General features: G+C 69.6%; 17 protein-coding genes. All 17 read left to right on the forward strand.

All coding sequences use genetic code 11. The features are described 5' to 3' along the window. Nucleotides 1-1005, forward strand: a 1005-nt coding sequence (locus IE075_RS14950; RefSeq protein ID WP_229792563.1) for a flagellin N-terminal helical domain-containing protein, incomplete at its 5' end; no start/stop codon positions are given. A gap of 155 nt (nucleotides 1006-1160) precedes the next feature. Beyond that, the gene (locus IE075_RS14955) at nucleotides 1161-1532 is read left to right on the forward strand and encodes a flagellar protein FlaG (RefSeq protein ID WP_189457907.1); all 372 of its coding nucleotides are present in this window, start codon (nucleotides 1161-1163) and stop codon (nucleotides 1530-1532) included. A 196-nt stretch (nucleotides 1533-1728) separates the two neighbouring features. After that, nucleotides 1729-3072 (forward strand): flagellar filament capping protein FliD, encoded by a 1344-nt coding sequence (gene fliD, locus IE075_RS14960; protein ID WP_189457908.1) that lies wholly within the window; start codon nucleotides 1729-1731, stop codon nucleotides 3070-3072. Between the two features lie 5 nt (nucleotides 3073-3077). Continuing rightward, entirely contained in the window at nucleotides 3078-3494 is a 417-nt protein-coding gene (gene fliS, locus IE075_RS14965; protein ID WP_189457944.1) for a flagellar export chaperone FliS, read from the forward strand. Beyond that, on the forward strand, nucleotides 3491-3769 hold the full coding sequence (locus tag IE075_RS14970) for a hypothetical protein (protein ID WP_189457909.1): 279 nt from the start codon (nucleotides 3491-3493) through the stop codon (nucleotides 3767-3769). Before fliS ends, IE075_RS14970 begins: the two co-directional genes overlap by 4 nt. Continuing rightward, on the forward strand, nucleotides 3766-4326 hold the full coding sequence (locus IE075_RS14975; protein WP_189457910.1) for a PilZ domain-containing protein: 561 nt from the start codon (nucleotides 3766-3768) through the stop codon (nucleotides 4324-4326). The genes IE075_RS14970 and IE075_RS14975 overlap by 4 nt, the downstream gene beginning before the upstream one ends. A gap of 208 nt (nucleotides 4327-4534) precedes the next feature. Further along, nucleotides 4535-5158: a response regulator gene (locus IE075_RS14980; RefSeq protein ID WP_189457911.1), complete on the forward strand. Its 624-nt coding sequence runs from the start codon at nucleotides 4535-4537 to the stop codon at nucleotides 5156-5158. A 189-nt stretch (nucleotides 5159-5347) separates the two neighbouring features. After that, nucleotides 5348-6745, forward strand: coding sequence for an RNA polymerase factor sigma-54 (gene rpoN / locus IE075_RS14985; RefSeq protein ID WP_189457912.1), 1398 nt, complete (start codon nucleotides 5348-5350; stop codon nucleotides 6743-6745). A 12-nt stretch (nucleotides 6746-6757) separates the two neighbouring features. After that, nucleotides 6758-7150: a response regulator gene (locus IE075_RS14990; RefSeq protein WP_189457913.1), complete on the forward strand. Its 393-nt coding sequence runs from the start codon at nucleotides 6758-6760 to the stop codon at nucleotides 7148-7150. Next, nucleotides 7147-8571, forward strand: coding sequence for a sigma-54 dependent transcriptional regulator (locus IE075_RS14995; protein WP_189457914.1), 1425 nt, complete (start codon nucleotides 7147-7149; stop codon nucleotides 8569-8571). The genes IE075_RS14990 and IE075_RS14995 overlap by 4 nt, the downstream gene beginning before the upstream one ends. A 520-nt stretch (nucleotides 8572-9091) precedes the next feature. Continuing rightward, nucleotides 9092-9451: a flagellar hook-basal body complex protein FliE gene (fliE, locus tag IE075_RS15000; RefSeq protein ID WP_189457915.1), complete on the forward strand. Its 360-nt coding sequence runs from the start codon at nucleotides 9092-9094 to the stop codon at nucleotides 9449-9451. Nucleotides 9452-9611: 160 nt separating this feature from the next. Further along, nucleotides 9612-11258: a flagellar basal-body MS-ring/collar protein FliF gene (gene fliF / locus IE075_RS15005; RefSeq protein WP_189457916.1), complete on the forward strand. Its 1647-nt coding sequence runs from the start codon at nucleotides 9612-9614 to the stop codon at nucleotides 11256-11258. Nucleotides 11259-11265: 7 nt separating this feature from the next. Further along, the gene (gene fliG, locus IE075_RS15010) at nucleotides 11266-12252 is read left to right on the forward strand and encodes a flagellar motor switch protein FliG (protein ID WP_189457945.1); all 987 of its coding nucleotides are present in this window, start codon (nucleotides 11266-11268) and stop codon (nucleotides 12250-12252) included. After that, complete coding sequence (locus tag IE075_RS15015) at nucleotides 12249-12857, forward strand: FliH/SctL family protein (RefSeq protein WP_189457917.1); 609 nt, start codon at nucleotides 12249-12251, stop codon at nucleotides 12855-12857. The genes fliG and IE075_RS15015 overlap by 4 nt, the downstream gene beginning before the upstream one ends. Before the next feature lie 56 nt (nucleotides 12858-12913). Next, nucleotides 12914-14278, forward strand: a complete 1365-nt coding sequence (fliI, locus tag IE075_RS15020; protein ID WP_189457918.1) for a flagellar protein export ATPase FliI — start codon at nucleotides 12914-12916, stop codon at nucleotides 14276-14278. Between the two features lie 62 nt (nucleotides 14279-14340). Then, nucleotides 14341-14799 (forward strand): flagellar export protein FliJ, encoded by a 459-nt coding sequence (gene fliJ, locus IE075_RS15025; RefSeq protein ID WP_189457919.1) that lies wholly within the window; start codon nucleotides 14341-14343, stop codon nucleotides 14797-14799. After that, nucleotides 14796-15869 carry a flagellar hook-length control protein FliK gene (locus IE075_RS15030; protein ID WP_189457920.1) on the forward strand — a complete coding sequence of 358 codons (1074 nt, stop codon included), beginning with the start codon at nucleotides 14796-14798 and terminating at the stop codon, nucleotides 15867-15869. The genes fliJ and IE075_RS15030 overlap by 4 nt, the downstream gene beginning before the upstream one ends. Nucleotides 15870-15985 lie beyond the last annotated feature (116 nt).

Genomic DNA, 15985 nt, shown 5'->3' on the forward strand with positions numbered 1-15985 from the left:
ATCCGCGGCATCAACCAGGCCGCCCGCAACGCGAACGACGGCATCTCGCTGGCCCAGACCGCCGAAGGCGCCCTGGGTGAAGTGTCCAACAACCTGCAGCGCATCCGTGAGCTGGCCGTGCAGTCGCGCAACGCGACGAACTCGGCCGACGATCGCCTCGCCCTGCAAAAGGAAGTCACGCAGCTGAAGTCGGAAATCGACCGCGTTGCCAACCAGACGTCCTTCAACGGCACGAAGCTGCTCGACGGTTCGTTCACCGACCAGGCGTTCCAGATCGGCGCGAACCAGGGCCAGACGATCACGGTCTCCGGCATCGCCGACGCCAACATCAACGCGCTCGGCAGCTGGACCTCGGTGACCGGCAACGCGTCGACCACCGGCACGGCTCCGACCGCGGGCGCGCTTGCCGCTGGCGACCTGACGATCAACGGCGTCGACATCGGCGCAGTGACTGCCGGCGCTACGGCAGCCGCCCAGGGTACTGCGGTCGCCACGGCGATCAACGCCCAGACGGCCCAGACCGGCGTCACCGCCACGGCCGATGCCAGCACCGGCGCGCTTACGCTCACCGCCGCTGAAGGCCGCGTCGTGACGGTCGGTGGCAACGCCACCAACGAAACGCAGACCGAAACCCGCACGGGCCTGACGTTCGGCACGCCGACGATGGCCGCAGTGGCCGGTACGGCCCAGACCGGCTTCGCCAGCCTGAACATCTCGACGATCAACGGCGCCGACAACGCGATCCTCGCGATGGACGCAGCGCTCAACTCGGTCAACGGTGCACGCGCCGACCTCGGTGCGATGCAGAACCGCTTCTCCTCGGTGGTCAGCAACCTCAACACCACCTCCGAGAACCTGACCGCTTCGCGCAGCCGTATCCGCGACGCCGACTACGCGAAGGAAACCGCCGAGCTGGCGCGTACGCAGATCCTCTCGCAGGCCGGCACGGCGATGCTCGCCCAGGCCAACCAGGCGACCCAGGGCGTCCTCAGCCTGCTCCGCTAAGCAACACTGCAATAACGCCGCGGTGATCCACCGCGGCGGCTTCAAAGGCCGGCTTAACAGCGCCGGCCCCAACCGGAACGGTGCATGGGCACCGTTCCGCCCCATTCCGGGAGGCGCGAAAGCGCCTCCCTTTGGCGTACTCACGGCAAACCGTCATGACCGAGATAGCGTCCATCGCCCCGTCCACTCCCTGGCTCGCGCCCGTCGATACGGCGGCGCCCGCCCCTGTGCCGGCCGCGTCCATTGCACCCTCGCCTGCCGTCGGGCAACCGGCCGCCGAGGCGGCGCCGCGCGATGCGCTGGAGCCCGCCGAGCGGTCAAAGAAAGCGCTGCAGGCGCAGATCGACCGGGTGCTCGCCGAGACCCAGACCACTTTGCGTTTCCGCGTGGACGAGGCGTCCGACCGCGTGGTGGTGTCCGTGCTCGACCGACGCGGCGAAGTGATTCTGCAGGTCCCGAACGAAACCGCACTGACCCTGGCGCGTCGCGTTGCGAGCACCGGCTCGCTCGTCGAAGCAAAAGCCTGACGTTCGCGGCTCCGCCTGCAAATGCGGCGCTGCAATTGCAGTGCTGCAACTGCGTAGCTGCGGCTGCGCGTGCACGCGGCGCCGAGTATCCGCGCCGATGACTCGGCACCGGCCCGGGCCGCGGTCCTAAAGCCGCAGCGCTTGCGGCCGTTAAACATGGCACGGCCGCGATGCGGCCAACGCGGGAACTCAGACCATGGCATCCATCTCCAGTGCAGGCATCGGTTCCGGAATTGACGTCCTCGGGCTGGTGAGCCAGCTCGTGGCCGCCGAACGCGCGCCGACCGACCAGCGCCTGGCGCGGTTCGAGAGCACGACCAAGGCCCGGATTTCCGCGTTCGGCGCGTTGCGCGGCGGGCTCTCCGGGCTCGAAAGCGCGATCAAGAAGTTCGACGGCACCGGCGCGGATCTCGGCCGCAAGGCCACGGTCGGTGACGGAGCGGGCTTCACCGCGACCGTCGGCACGACTGCAGCGCTCGGCACCTACCGCATCGGCGTCGAGGCGCTCGCCACCGCGCACAAGCTGCACTCGGCCGCTGGGGCGTCCACGACGCAGATCGGCTACGGCACGCTGTCGATCACGGTCGGCAGCGACGCGCCGATCGACGTCACGATCGCGCAGGGCAAAGGCACGCTGAGCGACATCCGTGACGCGATCAACGCCAAGACCGGCGGCCAGGGCGTGAGTGCGAGCGTGGTCCGCGGCGACGCGGGTGACGTGCTCGTCCTGAGCTCGACCAAGCCCGGCACCGCTGGCGCGCTCACGATCAGCGCGAGCGGCGGCGACGGCGGCCTCGGCGTGCTCGCCACGACCGGCGGCACGATGACCACGCAGACCGCCGCGGCCGACGCGAAAGTGGTCATCGACGGCATCACGCGCACGCACAGCGGCAACAAGCTCACCGACGCGATCAGCGGCGTCACGCTGGACCTGACGAAAGCCAAGCCGGGTGAAGTGTTTTCGCTCGAGGTGACCGCCGACCCCAGTCCGGTCAAGGCGAGCCTGCTGACGCTGATCAGCTCGTACAACACGGCGCTGAACGCGCTGCGCACACAAAGCGCATCCGGCGGCGAAGGCAAGGTCGCCGGACCGCTCGGAGGCGACTCCGCCCCGCGCGGCATCACCCAGTCACTGCGTGGCCTGGTCAGCAACAACTACAGCGAGCTTGCTGCGCTGGGCTTCAAGACCGCGGTCGACGGCTCGATCAGCATGGACGGGGCCGCGTTCGACAAGGCGATCGCCGCTGATCCGGGCGCGGTCGCGAGGATCTTCGGCAGCGAAGGCGCTCTCGGTAAACCGCTGCGTTCGACCCTGACGTCCTACATCGGGAACGACGGCCTGCTCACCGACCGCACCAAGGCGCTCGACAACCGGATCAAGCAGTTGTCGACCCAACGCGAGGCGTTCAACGCGCGCATGGGGCGGGTCGAAGAAGCCTACCGCCGCCAGTTCACCGCCCTCGATTCAATGATGTCGAAAATGCAGAGCACGAGCAGCTACCTGACCCAGCAGCTCGCCCAATTCAGCAAGCAATCGTGACCGCCATGTACAGCCGAAACCTCGCATCCCAGTACAAGCAGACCGGCGTCACGAGCGCCGTGCTCGACGCCGATCCGCACAAGCTGATCTCGCTGTTGTTCGCTGGCGTGCGCGAGCGTCTCAAGCTCGCGGCAGCCTGCATGCACAACGGCAACGTTTCACGCAAAGGCGAAGCGATCGGCCAGGTCAGCCTGATCATCGGCAACCTCGACGGCACGCTCGACCATCAGGCGGGCGGTGAAATTGCCGCCAACCTCGGCGCGCTGTACGAGTACGCGCAGCAGCGCCTGGTCGAAGCGAACCTGCGCAACGACCCGATGATCCTGCTCGAGATCGACGGCCTGTTCGCCGACATCGAAGCGGCCTGGAACTCGATCAATCCGCAGGCGGCCGCGCCGCAGAAGCTGGAGGTCGTGGGATGAGCCTGCAGCCCCCTTCCGATGCAGTGCGCTCGGCACTGGCAACGGACGCTTGGGACGCCGCGTTTGCGCTGATCGAACGCTACGACGCCGAGGTGCGCGCGGCGTTCGAATCGAAGGCCAACCGCCCCAGCCTGGCCGAAGCCGCCCAGCTGTTCAACGCCCATCAGGCGCTGGTCACCGAACTTTCAGCTGCGCGCGACCACGTGGCGGCGCAGCTGCGCCAGTTCCAGCGCGACAAGCGCGGCGTGCAGGCCTACCTCGGCAGCGGCACGTGACACCGGAGCAGGCCGCGGATGCGCTGTTCGGCGATGCGCTGACCTGCGTGCAACACCTGCCGGCCGCGTTCGTTCCGGCTGCGCCCGATGCGGTCGCGATCGCGTCGCTGTGCAGCCGCGCCGAAGCGTTCCTGCAGTCGGTGGCGGTGATCGAAGACAGCCGCAGCGAGGACTCCGAGGAGTTCGGTCCGGCTGCGCTGGCGCTGAACCGAATCGAGGCCCGGTTGGACCTGCTGACCGCGCTCGTTGCGCGGCTGGCGCAACGTGACAGCGGCGACGCCTGGCAATCGGTCCGCTGGTCGGCGGCCGGCGCGCACCTTCCACTCGCGGGCGCGGCCACGACGGGCGCCGGAGTGTTCCGCGTGCAGCCGTGTGACTGGTTGCCCGAGCCGCTTCAACTGCCTGCGACGGTCATCGCGTGCGACGACTCCGGCGCAGCCTGGCTGCGCTTCGAACCGCTGACGCCGGGCCTGGTGCTCGCGCTGGAGCGGCACCTGTTCCGCGTGCATCGGCGCGAAGTCGCTGGCCGGCGCGGGCGGCATCCCGGCGCGGCCTGATCGCGATCCCCGCGTGGGCGATGAACCCGCCCCCGAGGACATTACCGATCTGTCTCGCATCGCGCGCCCTGACGACGGTCGCGCCCTCCGTGTGCCCTGCCCCACGCCACAGAACCGGACACGCGTCGGAATCCTGACGCTCCCGTGTTGGCTCCTGTGACAGCCTTGGTTAAGGTGGCCCCAGCGGTCGACCGAGGACACACGGCAGGTGCGAGTACTGATCTGCGACGACCACACGCTCGTAAGGGCCGGATTGCGCCGGCTGCTGGAATCGTTCGATTCGTTCGAGGTCGTCGCCGAGGCCGCCAGCGCCGACGAGGTGGTGATCAAGGCCCGCCAGACCCTGCCTGATGCCGTCCTGCTCGATCTGTCGATGCCGGGCCGCAGCGGTTTCGACGCGCTCGATGAACTGCGCCGCGCCTGCCCCGACACCGCCGTGGTCATCATGTCGATGCACGACGATCCCGTGCACGTGCGTGCCGCGCTGTCGCGTGGGGCCAGTGGATTCGTGGTCAAGGAAGCCGCGCCGGCCGAGCTCGAGATTGCATTGCGCGCCGCGGTGAACGGCCGGACCTTCCTGAGCCCGCAGGTGTCGGCACCGCAGTTGCACGGCCACCGCAGCGTGCAGAACGACGCCGACCGGCTGCCACCGCGCCAGCGCGAAATCCTGCAGGCGCTCGGCGCCGGGCGCACCACCAAGCAGATCGCCGCCGACCTCGGCATCAGCGTGAAAACCGTTGAAACGCACCGCGCGCGGATCATGGAAACGCTCGGCTGTCGCAACGCGGTCGAACTGCTGCGCATGGCCATGCGGCTGCACGGCGGGCCCTAGACCGTACGCCTGCGAATGCGCGCCTTTGCGACCGCGTGCCGGGATTTCGGCGCTTTGTAAGGGTTTCCCCGACAAGTGCCCGGGTTTTTCCTGAAGCAGGCTCGGGTGTAGCCCGATTCGGTTTCCGTCACGCGCCGCTCACGATGGTGTTCAGGGTCGATTAACGGCTCGAGCATTCGAGGCAGTGCCATGAAAAACACGATGCGCGCGCAACTGGGGCAGTCGGTCAACCTGACCCCGCAACTGTTGCAGGCGATCCGCCTGTTGCAGCTCACGGCGCCGCAGCTCGAACTCGAAATGCGTCAGGCGCTCGAGCGCAATCCGCTGCTTGAGACCGAAGAGGACGAGATCGGCGAGACCGACGCCGAATCCGAGGCCGCAATCGAAGCGGCCACGGTCGAGGCCGCGGCATGGGACGAGTTGCCCGAGCCGTCCTTCCTCGCCGGTGGCGGCACGATCGGCGAAGACGACGCCACCGCGCGCATCGCAGCAGGCGAATCCACCGATGCCCGCGTGCGCCTGCTCGAGCAGTTGCGCCTGACCTGGGACGACGGCGAGCTCGCGATGGCCGTGTTCTGGCTGGATCGCTGCGACGATCGCGGCTACCTCGAACTCGATCGCGAAGCGCTGCTGGCCGAAGGCGCGGCCGCGCTCGACGTGGCGATCGACGGGCTCGAGGCGATCCGCCAGCGCCTGCTGCACGGCGAATGCCCGGGCCTGGCGGCGGCCGATCCGTCCGAGTGCCTGCGCGCGCAGCTCGCGGTGCTGCGTCCGAGCGCGGAGCGCACGCTCGCATTGCGGATCGTGCGCGAACACCTCGATGCGCTCGCGTCGCAGGATCATTCAGCGCTTGCGACAGCCCTCGGTGTCGACGGCGCGCAGTTGCGTTCGGCCATCGCGCTGATCCTGTCGCTGCGGGCGCATCCGCTGGAACGTGATGCGGACGAGCAGACCCACGTGGTGCCGGACGTGCTCGTCTGGCGCACCGGCGACGGCTGGCGGGTCGGGCTCAGCGCCGGCGCGATGCCGAAGCTGCGCGTTTCGCCGCACTGCGAGCAGGCCCTGGCCGGCGGCGGCAGCGATCACACCGCGCTGCGTGGCCTGCTGGACGAAGCGCGCTGGCTGGTGCGCGGCATCGCAATGCGCAACGAAACGCTGCTCAAGACCGCGCAGGTGCTCGTCGAGCGCCAGCGCGAATTCCTCGAGCGTGGCGAGGAAGCACTCGCGCCGCTGACGCTCAAGGAAGTCGCCGACGCGATCGGCATGCACGAATCCACCGTCTCGCGCATCACCAGCGGCAAGTACATCCAGACCCCGCGCGGCACGTTCGAACTCAAGCGCCTGTTTGCCGTGCGGCTCGAGGGCGCGACGGTCGGCGCGGCGGCCGTGAAGGCGATGGTCAAGCGCCTGATCGAGTCCGAACCGACGAACGCCCCGCTTGCCGACGACGCGATTGCGGGCCTGCTGGCGCGCCAAGGTGTGCGCATCGCGCGGCGTACGGTGGCCAAATACCGTGACCAAATGTCCATTGCGCCAGCCAATCTGAGACGCACGCAGCCACAAGCGCGCACAATGTCAGGGTTTTGACGGAGAGCTCCGATGCGCCATCTCAAGATTCTGCTCGTCGACGATCATCCGGGTTTCATCAACGCGGCTGTGCGCCACCTGCGCCGTCTGGAGTGGCTGACCGTGGTCGGCATGGCCGGCAATGGCATCGAGGCGATCACCCAGTGCGAGGCGCTGCGCCCGGACGTGGTGCTGATGGACCTCGCGATGCCCGAGATGGGCGGCCTGCAGGCGACCCGCCTGATCAAGGCCCAGGACGCCGCGCCGTACATCGTCATCGCCAGCCACTTCGATGACGGCGAGCACCGCGAGCATGCGATGCGCGCGGGCGCCGATGCGTTTGTCAGCAAGCTTGCCTACCTGCACGACGTCATGCCCCTGCTCGAACGGCTGGCCGGGGTCGGCGAGCAGGAACCGACCGAATGAGTGAGTCACGCATTCTGCTGCTCGACCGCGACAGCGCGCGGGCCGAGCGCATTGCGACGTTGTTGGAGTTCATGGACTTCACCCCGCGCATCGTCGACGAGGTCGCCGATGTCGACCTGACGCGTGCGCGTGCGAGCGACTGGGTTGCAGTGATCGCCGGCGACATTGGCGACGACCCGCAATGGCCGCGCTTCGTCAGCTGGCTGGCCGCACAGTCGCTGCACCCGCCGATGCTCGAGCTTCCGGGCCACGCCGCCGACGCGGCATGGCGCGCGGAGATTCACCCCGAGGCCGTCTGGCCGCTCGACTACCCGATCCGCCGCACCCAGTTGCAGGAAGCGCTTCGCCGCGCCAGCCTCAAGCGCATCGACGACGACGCGCAGCGCGAGCAGCCGCAGGCAGGGCCGACCGGCCGCAGCGGCGCCGTGCACCGGCTCAACCGGATGATCGACCAGGTCGCCTCGTTCGATACGACGGTGCTGATCCTCGGCGAGTCCGGCACCGGCAAGGAGGTCGTCGCGCGCGCCGTGCACGATCGCTCGCCGCGGCGGGCCAGGCCGTTCGTGGCGATCAACTGCGGCGCGATTCCGCCGGACCTGCTCGAAAGCGAACTGTTCGGCCATGAAAAAGGCGCATTCACGGGCGCACTGACCCAGCGCAAGGGCCGCTTCGAGATGGCCGAGGGCGGCACGCTGCTGCTCGACGAGATCGGCGACATGCCGATGCCGATGCAGGTCAAGCTGCTGCGCGTGCTGCAGGAGCGCACGTTCGAGCGCGTCGGCGGCGGCGCGGTCATCAAGTGCGACGTGCGCGTGGTTGCCGCGACGCACCGCAACCTCGAAGGGCATATCGCCGAAGGCAAGTTCCGCGAGGACCTGTTCTACCGGCTCAACGTGTTCCCGATCGAGATGCCCGCACTGCGCGAGCGCACCGAAGACCTGCCCGACCTCATCAACGCGATCACCCGCCAGCTGGCCGAAAGCGGCCGCGGCCGGGTGTCGCTGTCCGAAGACGCGATCGCCACGCTGCAGCACTACCCGTGGCCGGGCAACGTGCGCGAACTCAGCAACCTGCTCGAACGCCTCGCCGTGCTGCATCCGGGCGCCACGGTGCGCGCTGGCGACCTGCCTGCGCGCTACCGCGCCGGGATGCCGGAGGTCGAGCCCGAACCCGCCGCCAGCCGTGCGGCGCCCAGCGCAGCGCCGGCAACCGGTGAGCCGAGCGAGCTGTCGGCGCTCACGACGCTGCCGGCCGAAGGCATCGACCTGCGTGGGCACATCGCGAACATCGAACTCGAACTGATCCGCGCGGCACTCGCGCAGACCGGCGGCGTGGTCGCGCATGCGGCGCCGCTGCTTGGCCTGCGCCGCACGACGCTGGTCGAAAAACTGCGCAAATACGGCATCGATCGGGACGAGTAACCGCCCCGCTCCGGCGGCCCGCCGCGCATCGGGCATTCCCGTGCGATGGGCCGCGGCTCAACCGCTCAATGAGTCCGCCGCTGGACCCTCACCGCCTACGGCGGGCCAGCAAACTCGTCCTCGCGGAACGCCTCACTGATGTGCTGGGCGCTTCAGGCGCGCCGTTGCGCAGTGCCTGGTCGAGCCGCTGTGCACCGTCGGCCGAATGCGACACGCCTTTGCTTTGGTGAACCGCTGGCCGGTGCTCGGGGATCCGCCCCTTCCCCGCGAGTCATGAGATCCGCCGCCTGTCGGGCCTCCCCGCACAGGCGGCACGAGCCCCGCCAGCAGCGCTGATGCCGGTGCTCACGCACGCCATAAGCCTCGCCCGCCACCCGGACGCCGCGCCACCGTCGCGGATTGAGGAAAGTGGTCTTTGCTCGCAGGGGTTTCAGCCCAGCCGTAGCGACGGAATCCCGGCGGGCCAGTGGCACAGGACTTGCCTAGTCCCCGTAGACCCACCGCGACGACGCACGACGCCATGATTGACGCGATTTCCTCGATCCTTTCCCAGATCCGTGCCCACGAGAAGCGGACCCGTGCTGCGGATGTCGCGCCGAGCAATGAAATCGGCGGCCTGGGCGGCGGCGTCGCTGGAGTCGGCGGCGCACCGCAGGCGCCCGGCTTCCAGCAGACGCTCAGCAATGCGATCGACAAGGTCAGCGCGACCCAGCGCACCTCGGGCGAACTGCAGCAGGCATTCGAGCTCGGCGATCCCAAGGCCGACCTCGCCCGCGTGATGGTGGCGATGCAGCAGTCCCAGGTGGCGTTCAAGGCCACTGTCGAAGTTCGCAACCGCCTCGTCCAGGCCTATCAGGACGTCATGAACATGCCGATCTGATCCGGGCCGATCTGATCTGGGCCGGTTCGAATGACTCGCCCAGTCCGACCGGACCGGGCTTCGGAATCAAGGAGCGCCACATGAGCGCACCGAGCCGAAGCCGCTGTAGCGCTCCGCCCCCGAATTTCCCTGACTCCGCCTTCCGAGCCCCCGCCCCGCGATGAGCACTCTGGCACTCCCCAACTCCGAAGGACTGCGCAACCTCGGCCGCCTGCAGGACATCCCGGCCGTCCGCCAGCTTGCAATGCTCGGCGTTGTCGCGGTCGCGATCGCGCTCGGCCTGTGGCTGTTCTTCTGGACCCAGAAGCCCGACTACGTGCCGGTGTTCGCGGGTCTGGACCCGAAGGCGACCGGCGAGGCCTCCGACCTGCTCGGCACGGCGAAGATTCCGTTCCGCCTCGACCCGGGCACCGGCGCGCTGGCCGTGCCGGTCGAGCGCCTCGGCGACGCGAAGCTCGCGCTTGCCGCGGCCGGCCTGCCGGCCAGCGGCGAAAAGGGTTTCGAGACGATGCAGGGCGACCAGGGCTTCGGCACCAGCCAGTTCGTCGAGAACGCGCGCTACCAGCACGCGCTCGAAACCGAACTGGCGCGCACGATCTCCAACCTCAGCCCGGTGCGCGAGGCACGCGTTCACCTCGCGCTGCCCAAGCCGAGCGCGTTCACGCGCCAGAAGGAGCCGGCCAGCGCATCGGTCGTGCTGCAGCTGCGCAGCGGCGCAACGCTCGAGCAGAACCAGGTCAACGCGATCGTGCACCTGGTGGCCTCCAGCATTCCAGGCCTGCCGACCGCGAACGTCACCGTCGTCGACCAGTTCGGCCGCATGCTGTCCAACCCCGATCCGAACAGCGAAGACGCCATCGGCGCGAAGCAGTTCGACCAGCAGCGCCGTCAGGAAGCCGTCTACGTGCAGCGCATCCAGGAGCTGCTCGAGCCGATGACCGGCCCCGGCCGCGTCAGCGCGCAGGTCAGCGTCGACATGGACTTCAACGAGACCGAGCAGGCCCGCGAGACCTACGGCCCCGCCGAGTCGACGACCGGCACCATGGTGCGCAGTGAGCAGATCTCCGAGATGAACGGCGCCGGCGGCGCCGTCGCCCAGGGTGTGCCCGGCAGTGTGGCCAACACCCCGGGCGCCGTGCCCGAGCAGCCGCCGCAGACCGGCCCGAGCTCGCGCACCGCGGTGCGCAATTTCGAGGTCGACCGCACGCTGACCCACACCCGCCAGGCGCCGGGCCGCATCCGCCGAGTGACCGCCGCGGTGCTGGTCGACAACGTGGCCGCTGCCCCGGGCAAGGGCAAGGACGCGGCGCCGGGATCGCGCGCGCTGACCGATGCCGAGCTCAAGCGCATCGAGACGCTGGTGCAGCAGGCGATCGGTTTCGACGGGCAGCGCGGCGATGCGGTGTCGGTGGTCAATGCGCCGTTCGCGCGCGACGAACTCACGGCCGACGAGGCGCTGCCGTTCTGGGAGCACCCGCGTGCACGCGACCTGCTGCGCACGCTGCTCGGCGGCCTCGCGGTGCTGGCGGTGATCTTCTTCGTGATCCGCCCGACGTTCCGCCAGCTCGTGCAGCCGAAGGCGATCGAAAAGCCGCCGCAGACCGCCGACGTCGAAATGCTCGACGACGACGTGCAGGTGACGCTGAACCCGCAGGCGACGCTGCCGGGTCAGATGCCGGCACTGGGCTCGAGCACGCCGGGCGGGCCGACGTTTGACGACAAGGTACAGCTCGCACGCCAGGCGGTCAGTCAGGACCCGAAGCGTGTGGCGAATGTAATCCGGGAGTGGGTGGCAACCGATGGCTGAGGAAAAACTGACCGGCACGCAGCGGGCGGCCATCGTGCTGCTTTCGCTTGGCGAGGCCCAGGCCGCTGAAGTGCTCAAGCACATGAACGCGAAGGAAGTGCAGAAGCTCGGCCTTGCGATGACGTCCGTCGGCTCCGTGTCGCGCGAGCACGTCGCAGAGATCTTCGACGAATTCATCGACGTGCTGTCGCAGCCGTTCTCGATCGGTGCCGACGCAGACGACTACATCCGCGAAGTGCTGATGCAGGCGCTCGGCGAAGACCGCGCGAACGGCCTGATCGACCGCATCCTGATGGGCCGCAACACTTCGGGCCTGGACTCGCTGAAGTGGATGGAGCCGCGCGCGATTGCCGAGCTGGTCCGCAACGAGCATCCGCAGATCATCGCGATCGTGCTTGCGCACCTGGACGTCGACCACGCGGCCGAAGTGCTCAAGTGCTTCCCCGAGCGCGGCCGTGTCGACATTCTGCTGCGCCTGTCCACGCTCGACGGTATTCCGCCGAACGCGCTGAACGAGCTCAACGACGTGCTCGCACGGCAGTTCGCCGGCAGCGCGAACATGAAGTCCTCGTCGATCGGCGGCGTCAAGGTCGCGGCGAACATCCTGAACTTCATGGATTCGGGCCAGGACGAGAAGATCCTCACCTCGATGAGCGAGGTCGACGGCGCGCTGAGCACGAAGATCCGCGATCTGATGTTCGTGTTCGACAACCTGGCCGATATCGATGACCGCGCGATGCAAATGGTGTTGCGCGACATCCCGAACGACAAGCTCGCAATCGCGCTGCGCGGCGCGGACCAGAAGGTCAAGGACAAGATCCTCGGCAACATGTCGCAGCGCGCCGCCGAGAACCTCAAGGACGACATCGAAGCCCGCGGCCCGGTGCGCCTGGCCGATGTCGAGGCCGCGCAGAAGGAAATCCTCGCGCTGGTGCGCAAGATGGCCGATGCCGGCACGATCTCGCTGGCGGCCAAGGCTGAGGCGTTCGTATGACGTCCGCCGATGGGATCGTCCGCTGGATCGCACCGGGTTTCGACCCGCCCCCGGAGCCCGAGCCCGAGCTAGAACTGCCACCTCCGCCCACGCCGCCGAGCGTCGAGGAACTGCAGGCGATCGAGCAGGCCGCGTACGACGAAGGTTTCGAACGCGGCCATGCGGACGGTCTGGCGCAGGGCCAGGCCGAGATCCGCCGCGTCGTCGCGCAGATCGAAGGCATCCTCGACAGCTTCACCCGCCCGCTCGCGCGCCTTGATTCCGAAGTCGGCGACGCACTCGGCGACCTCGCCGTGCGCATCGCCGGCTCGCTGGTCGGCCGCGCGTACGCCGCCGACCCGACCCTGCTGGCCGAGCTCGTGCGCGAAGCGCTGGACTCCGTCGGCAGCAACGGCCGCGATGTCGAACTGCGGCTGCACCCGCACGATATTGGCGTGCTGACGCCGCACCTGCCGGCGATCGACGGCGTCCGCCTCACCGGGGACACCACGCTCGCGCGCGGCGAACTGCGCCTGCACAGCGAGAGCGTGCGCATCGACGGAACGCTTGCGACGCGCCTGCAGGCCTGCCTGCAGGCCACGCTGGATCGCGCGGCCGGCGCCTGAAGGCGCTTCAGGCCCGGCTCTTGCATGGACGGTTCGACTCCGACTCCACAACGCCGATGACCTCGATCGCTGCGACCTACTGGGAAGAAGCCCGCAACCTGCGCCTGGCCGGGCGGCTGCGCATGGCCGACCCGCAACCCGAAGCGCTGGGCCTGACGCGCGAAGGCGTGCTGCGCCGCGCGGTCGGCCTGACGCTGGAGGCCTCGGGCTGCACCTCCCCGATGGGCTCGCGCTGCCGCGTGGAAACCTCCGGCGGCCGCTGGGTCGAGGCTGAAGTCGTGGGGTTTTCCGGCGAACGCACGTACCTGATGCCCACCGCCCACCTCGATGGCCTGCTGCCGAATGCGCGCGTGGTGTCGATGCGCCAGAAAGGCGAGGTCGCAGTCGGCGAAGGCCTGCTCGGCCGCGTGATCGACTCCGACGGCGTACCGCTGGACGGCCGCGGCCCGATCCGCGCCGAAGGCTGGGTCGGGCTGGCGGGCGTCTCCATCAACCCACTGATGCGCGAGCCGATCACGCGCTCGCTCGACGTCGGCGTGCGCGCGATCAACGCGATGCTGCCGATCGGTCGCGGCCAGCGCGTCGGTCTGTTCGCGGGCTCGGGTGTCGGTAAGTCGACGCTGCTCGGCATGATGACGCGCTTCACCGCGGCCGACGTGATCGTGGTCGGCCTGATCGGCGAGCGCGGCCGCGAAGTCCGCGATTTCGTCGAAGCCACGCTGGGCGAGGAAGGCCTGCGCCGCGCGGTCGTCGTGGCTGCGCCGGCCGACCGGCCGCCGCTCGCACGCCTGCACGGCGCGCTGCGCGCCACGGCAATCGCCGAGTACTACCGCGACCAGGGCCTGCACGTGCTGCTGCTGATGGATTCGCTGACCCGCTACGCGCAGGCGCAGCGCGAGATCGGCCTGTCGGTCGGCGAGCCGCCGACCACCCGCGGCTACCCGCCCTCGGTGTTCGCCAAGCTGCCGGCCCTGGTCGAACGCGCCGGCAACGGCGCCGACGGTCGCGGCTCGATCACCGCGTTCTACACAGTGCTGACCGAAGGCGACGACCAGCAGGAGCCCATCGCCGACGCCTCGCGCGCGATCCTCGACGGCCACATCGTGCTGACCCGCCGCATTGCCGACTCGGGCCAGTACCCGGCGATCGACATCGAGGTGTCGGTCAGCCGCGTGATGCAGGACATCACCGACGCGCCGTGGCGCGAACGCATCCGCAAGCTCAAGCGGCTGATGTCGGCCTACAACGCGCAGCGTGACCTGATCGCGATCGGCGCCTACCAGCGCGGCAACGACCCCGTCGTCGACGAGGCGCTCGCGCGCTGGCCGGCGATCCAGCATTTCCTCGGACAGGACGTGCACGAGGGTGCCGACGTGGAAGCCAGCCGCGCCGCGCTGGCGCAGCTGCTCGACGGCGTATGACCCGAAGGACCTAAAGCCCCACCGCGTTTCCGCCCCGACGACCCTTCCAGCAGCGACGCCCAATGACCCGCTCGCAACGCCTCGACCCCCTGCTCCGCATCAAGCAGCAACGCCAGGACGAAGCCGCCCGCCAGGTGGCCGAGCGCGACCGTGCGCTGGCCGAACAACAGGCCCGGCTCGAAACGCTGCGCCGCTATGCGGACGAATACGCGATTGCCCCCGCGAACGCGACGATCGCCCCGGCCTTGCTCGCCAACCGGCTTGCGTTCCGCGAGAAGCTCGACGCCGCGGTGCAGCAGCAGGTGAGCATCGTCCACCACACCCACCAGAGCGCCGAGGTCGAGCGCGCCCGCCTGATGCTTGCGAGCCGCGACACCAAGGTGCTCGAGCAGCTGGCAGCCAGTTACCGCGCTGAGGAAGGCCGGATCGCCGAGAAGCGCACGCAGCGCGAACTCGACGATCTAGGCGGCCGACGCGCACGCGCGGCGCGCGTCGCCGCCGATGAAGGAGACACCGCATGAACAGCATCCAGGGAGCGCTTGCCCCCACGCCCGCCCCCGCACCGACCGCCAACGCGGCGGCCACGGGCCAGCCCACGTCCAAGCCGGGCGCGAGCGAGGGCACCGGTCAATCGTTCGACGACCTGCTCGCGTCCGACCCCGCAGCCGGCGCTGAAACCGCGGGCCTGCAGGGCGCAGGCGGTGACGCGGCCGCTGCGTCCGCATCGGCCCCGACGCCGTCCGCGCCGACGAACGACGCTGGCGCCGCAGCCGCCATCGCACCAGACGCGAGCCTGCCGGACCAGCTGCTCGCGATGCTCGGCGTCGCCATGGCGCCGCCCACCGTGAGCGCAGCTGCCACGCCGCCTCCGGTTCCTGCCGGCAGCCGGCCTGGCGTCGCCGCAGGCGGCGCGCCCACGGGCGCGCCCGTACTGCCGGGCGCGAACGCCTGGGCGTCGGCAGCGGGCACGACCGCAGCCGCGGCCACCGCAGCTGCGACCGCACCGATGGCCGTCGCGGCGGAAGCCGCCGCCGGCAAGGCCGATTTCGCCGCAATGCTGGGCGATGCCGCCGGCCCGACCGCAGCGGGGCCGTTCGAGGCCAGCACCGCGGGCAGCCCGTGGTCGACGGCGCCGGCATCCGGCACCGTGTCGCGCCTCGAAGCGGCCGTGACCGTCCCGGGCACGATCGCGCTGCCGGCCGACCCGGACGTGGGCTTCGACGACGGATTCGGCAGCCGCATCGTCTGGATGGCCGAGCAACGCCTCGGGCATGCGGATATCCGCATCACGCCCGAACACCTGGGCACGATCGACGTGCGCCTGCAGCTCGACGGCAGCAAGGTCAGCGCCGAGTTCTTCAGCGCGCAGCCCGAAGTCCGGCAGGCGCTGGAAGCCAGCTTCGGCCGCCTGCGCGACATGCTCGGCCAGCACGGCCTGCAGCTCGCACAGGCCGATGTCGGCCAGCAGCGATCCGATTCGCAACAGGGGGGTGCGGCTGCGCCGGCGAACGGCGAGCGCGACGAGCGGTCTGACGCTACCCCCGCCGCCACCGTGGTTCGCAGCCAGCGCCTGCTCGACGAAGTCGCCTGACCCGGCGCACGAACGCGCTGCGCGCCGCCGCGCAATCGCATAGGCGGCGCGACACCCGGCCGGGCATCGCTCTGACCCGACGGCCGTCGCTGCATGGCGCGGCGGCGGTCCAGCCA

Origin of the sequence: Cognatilysobacter bugurensis, assembly GCF_014652095.1 — a bacterium.
Lineage (GTDB): Bacteria > Pseudomonadota > Gammaproteobacteria > Xanthomonadales > Xanthomonadaceae > Cognatilysobacter > Cognatilysobacter bugurensis.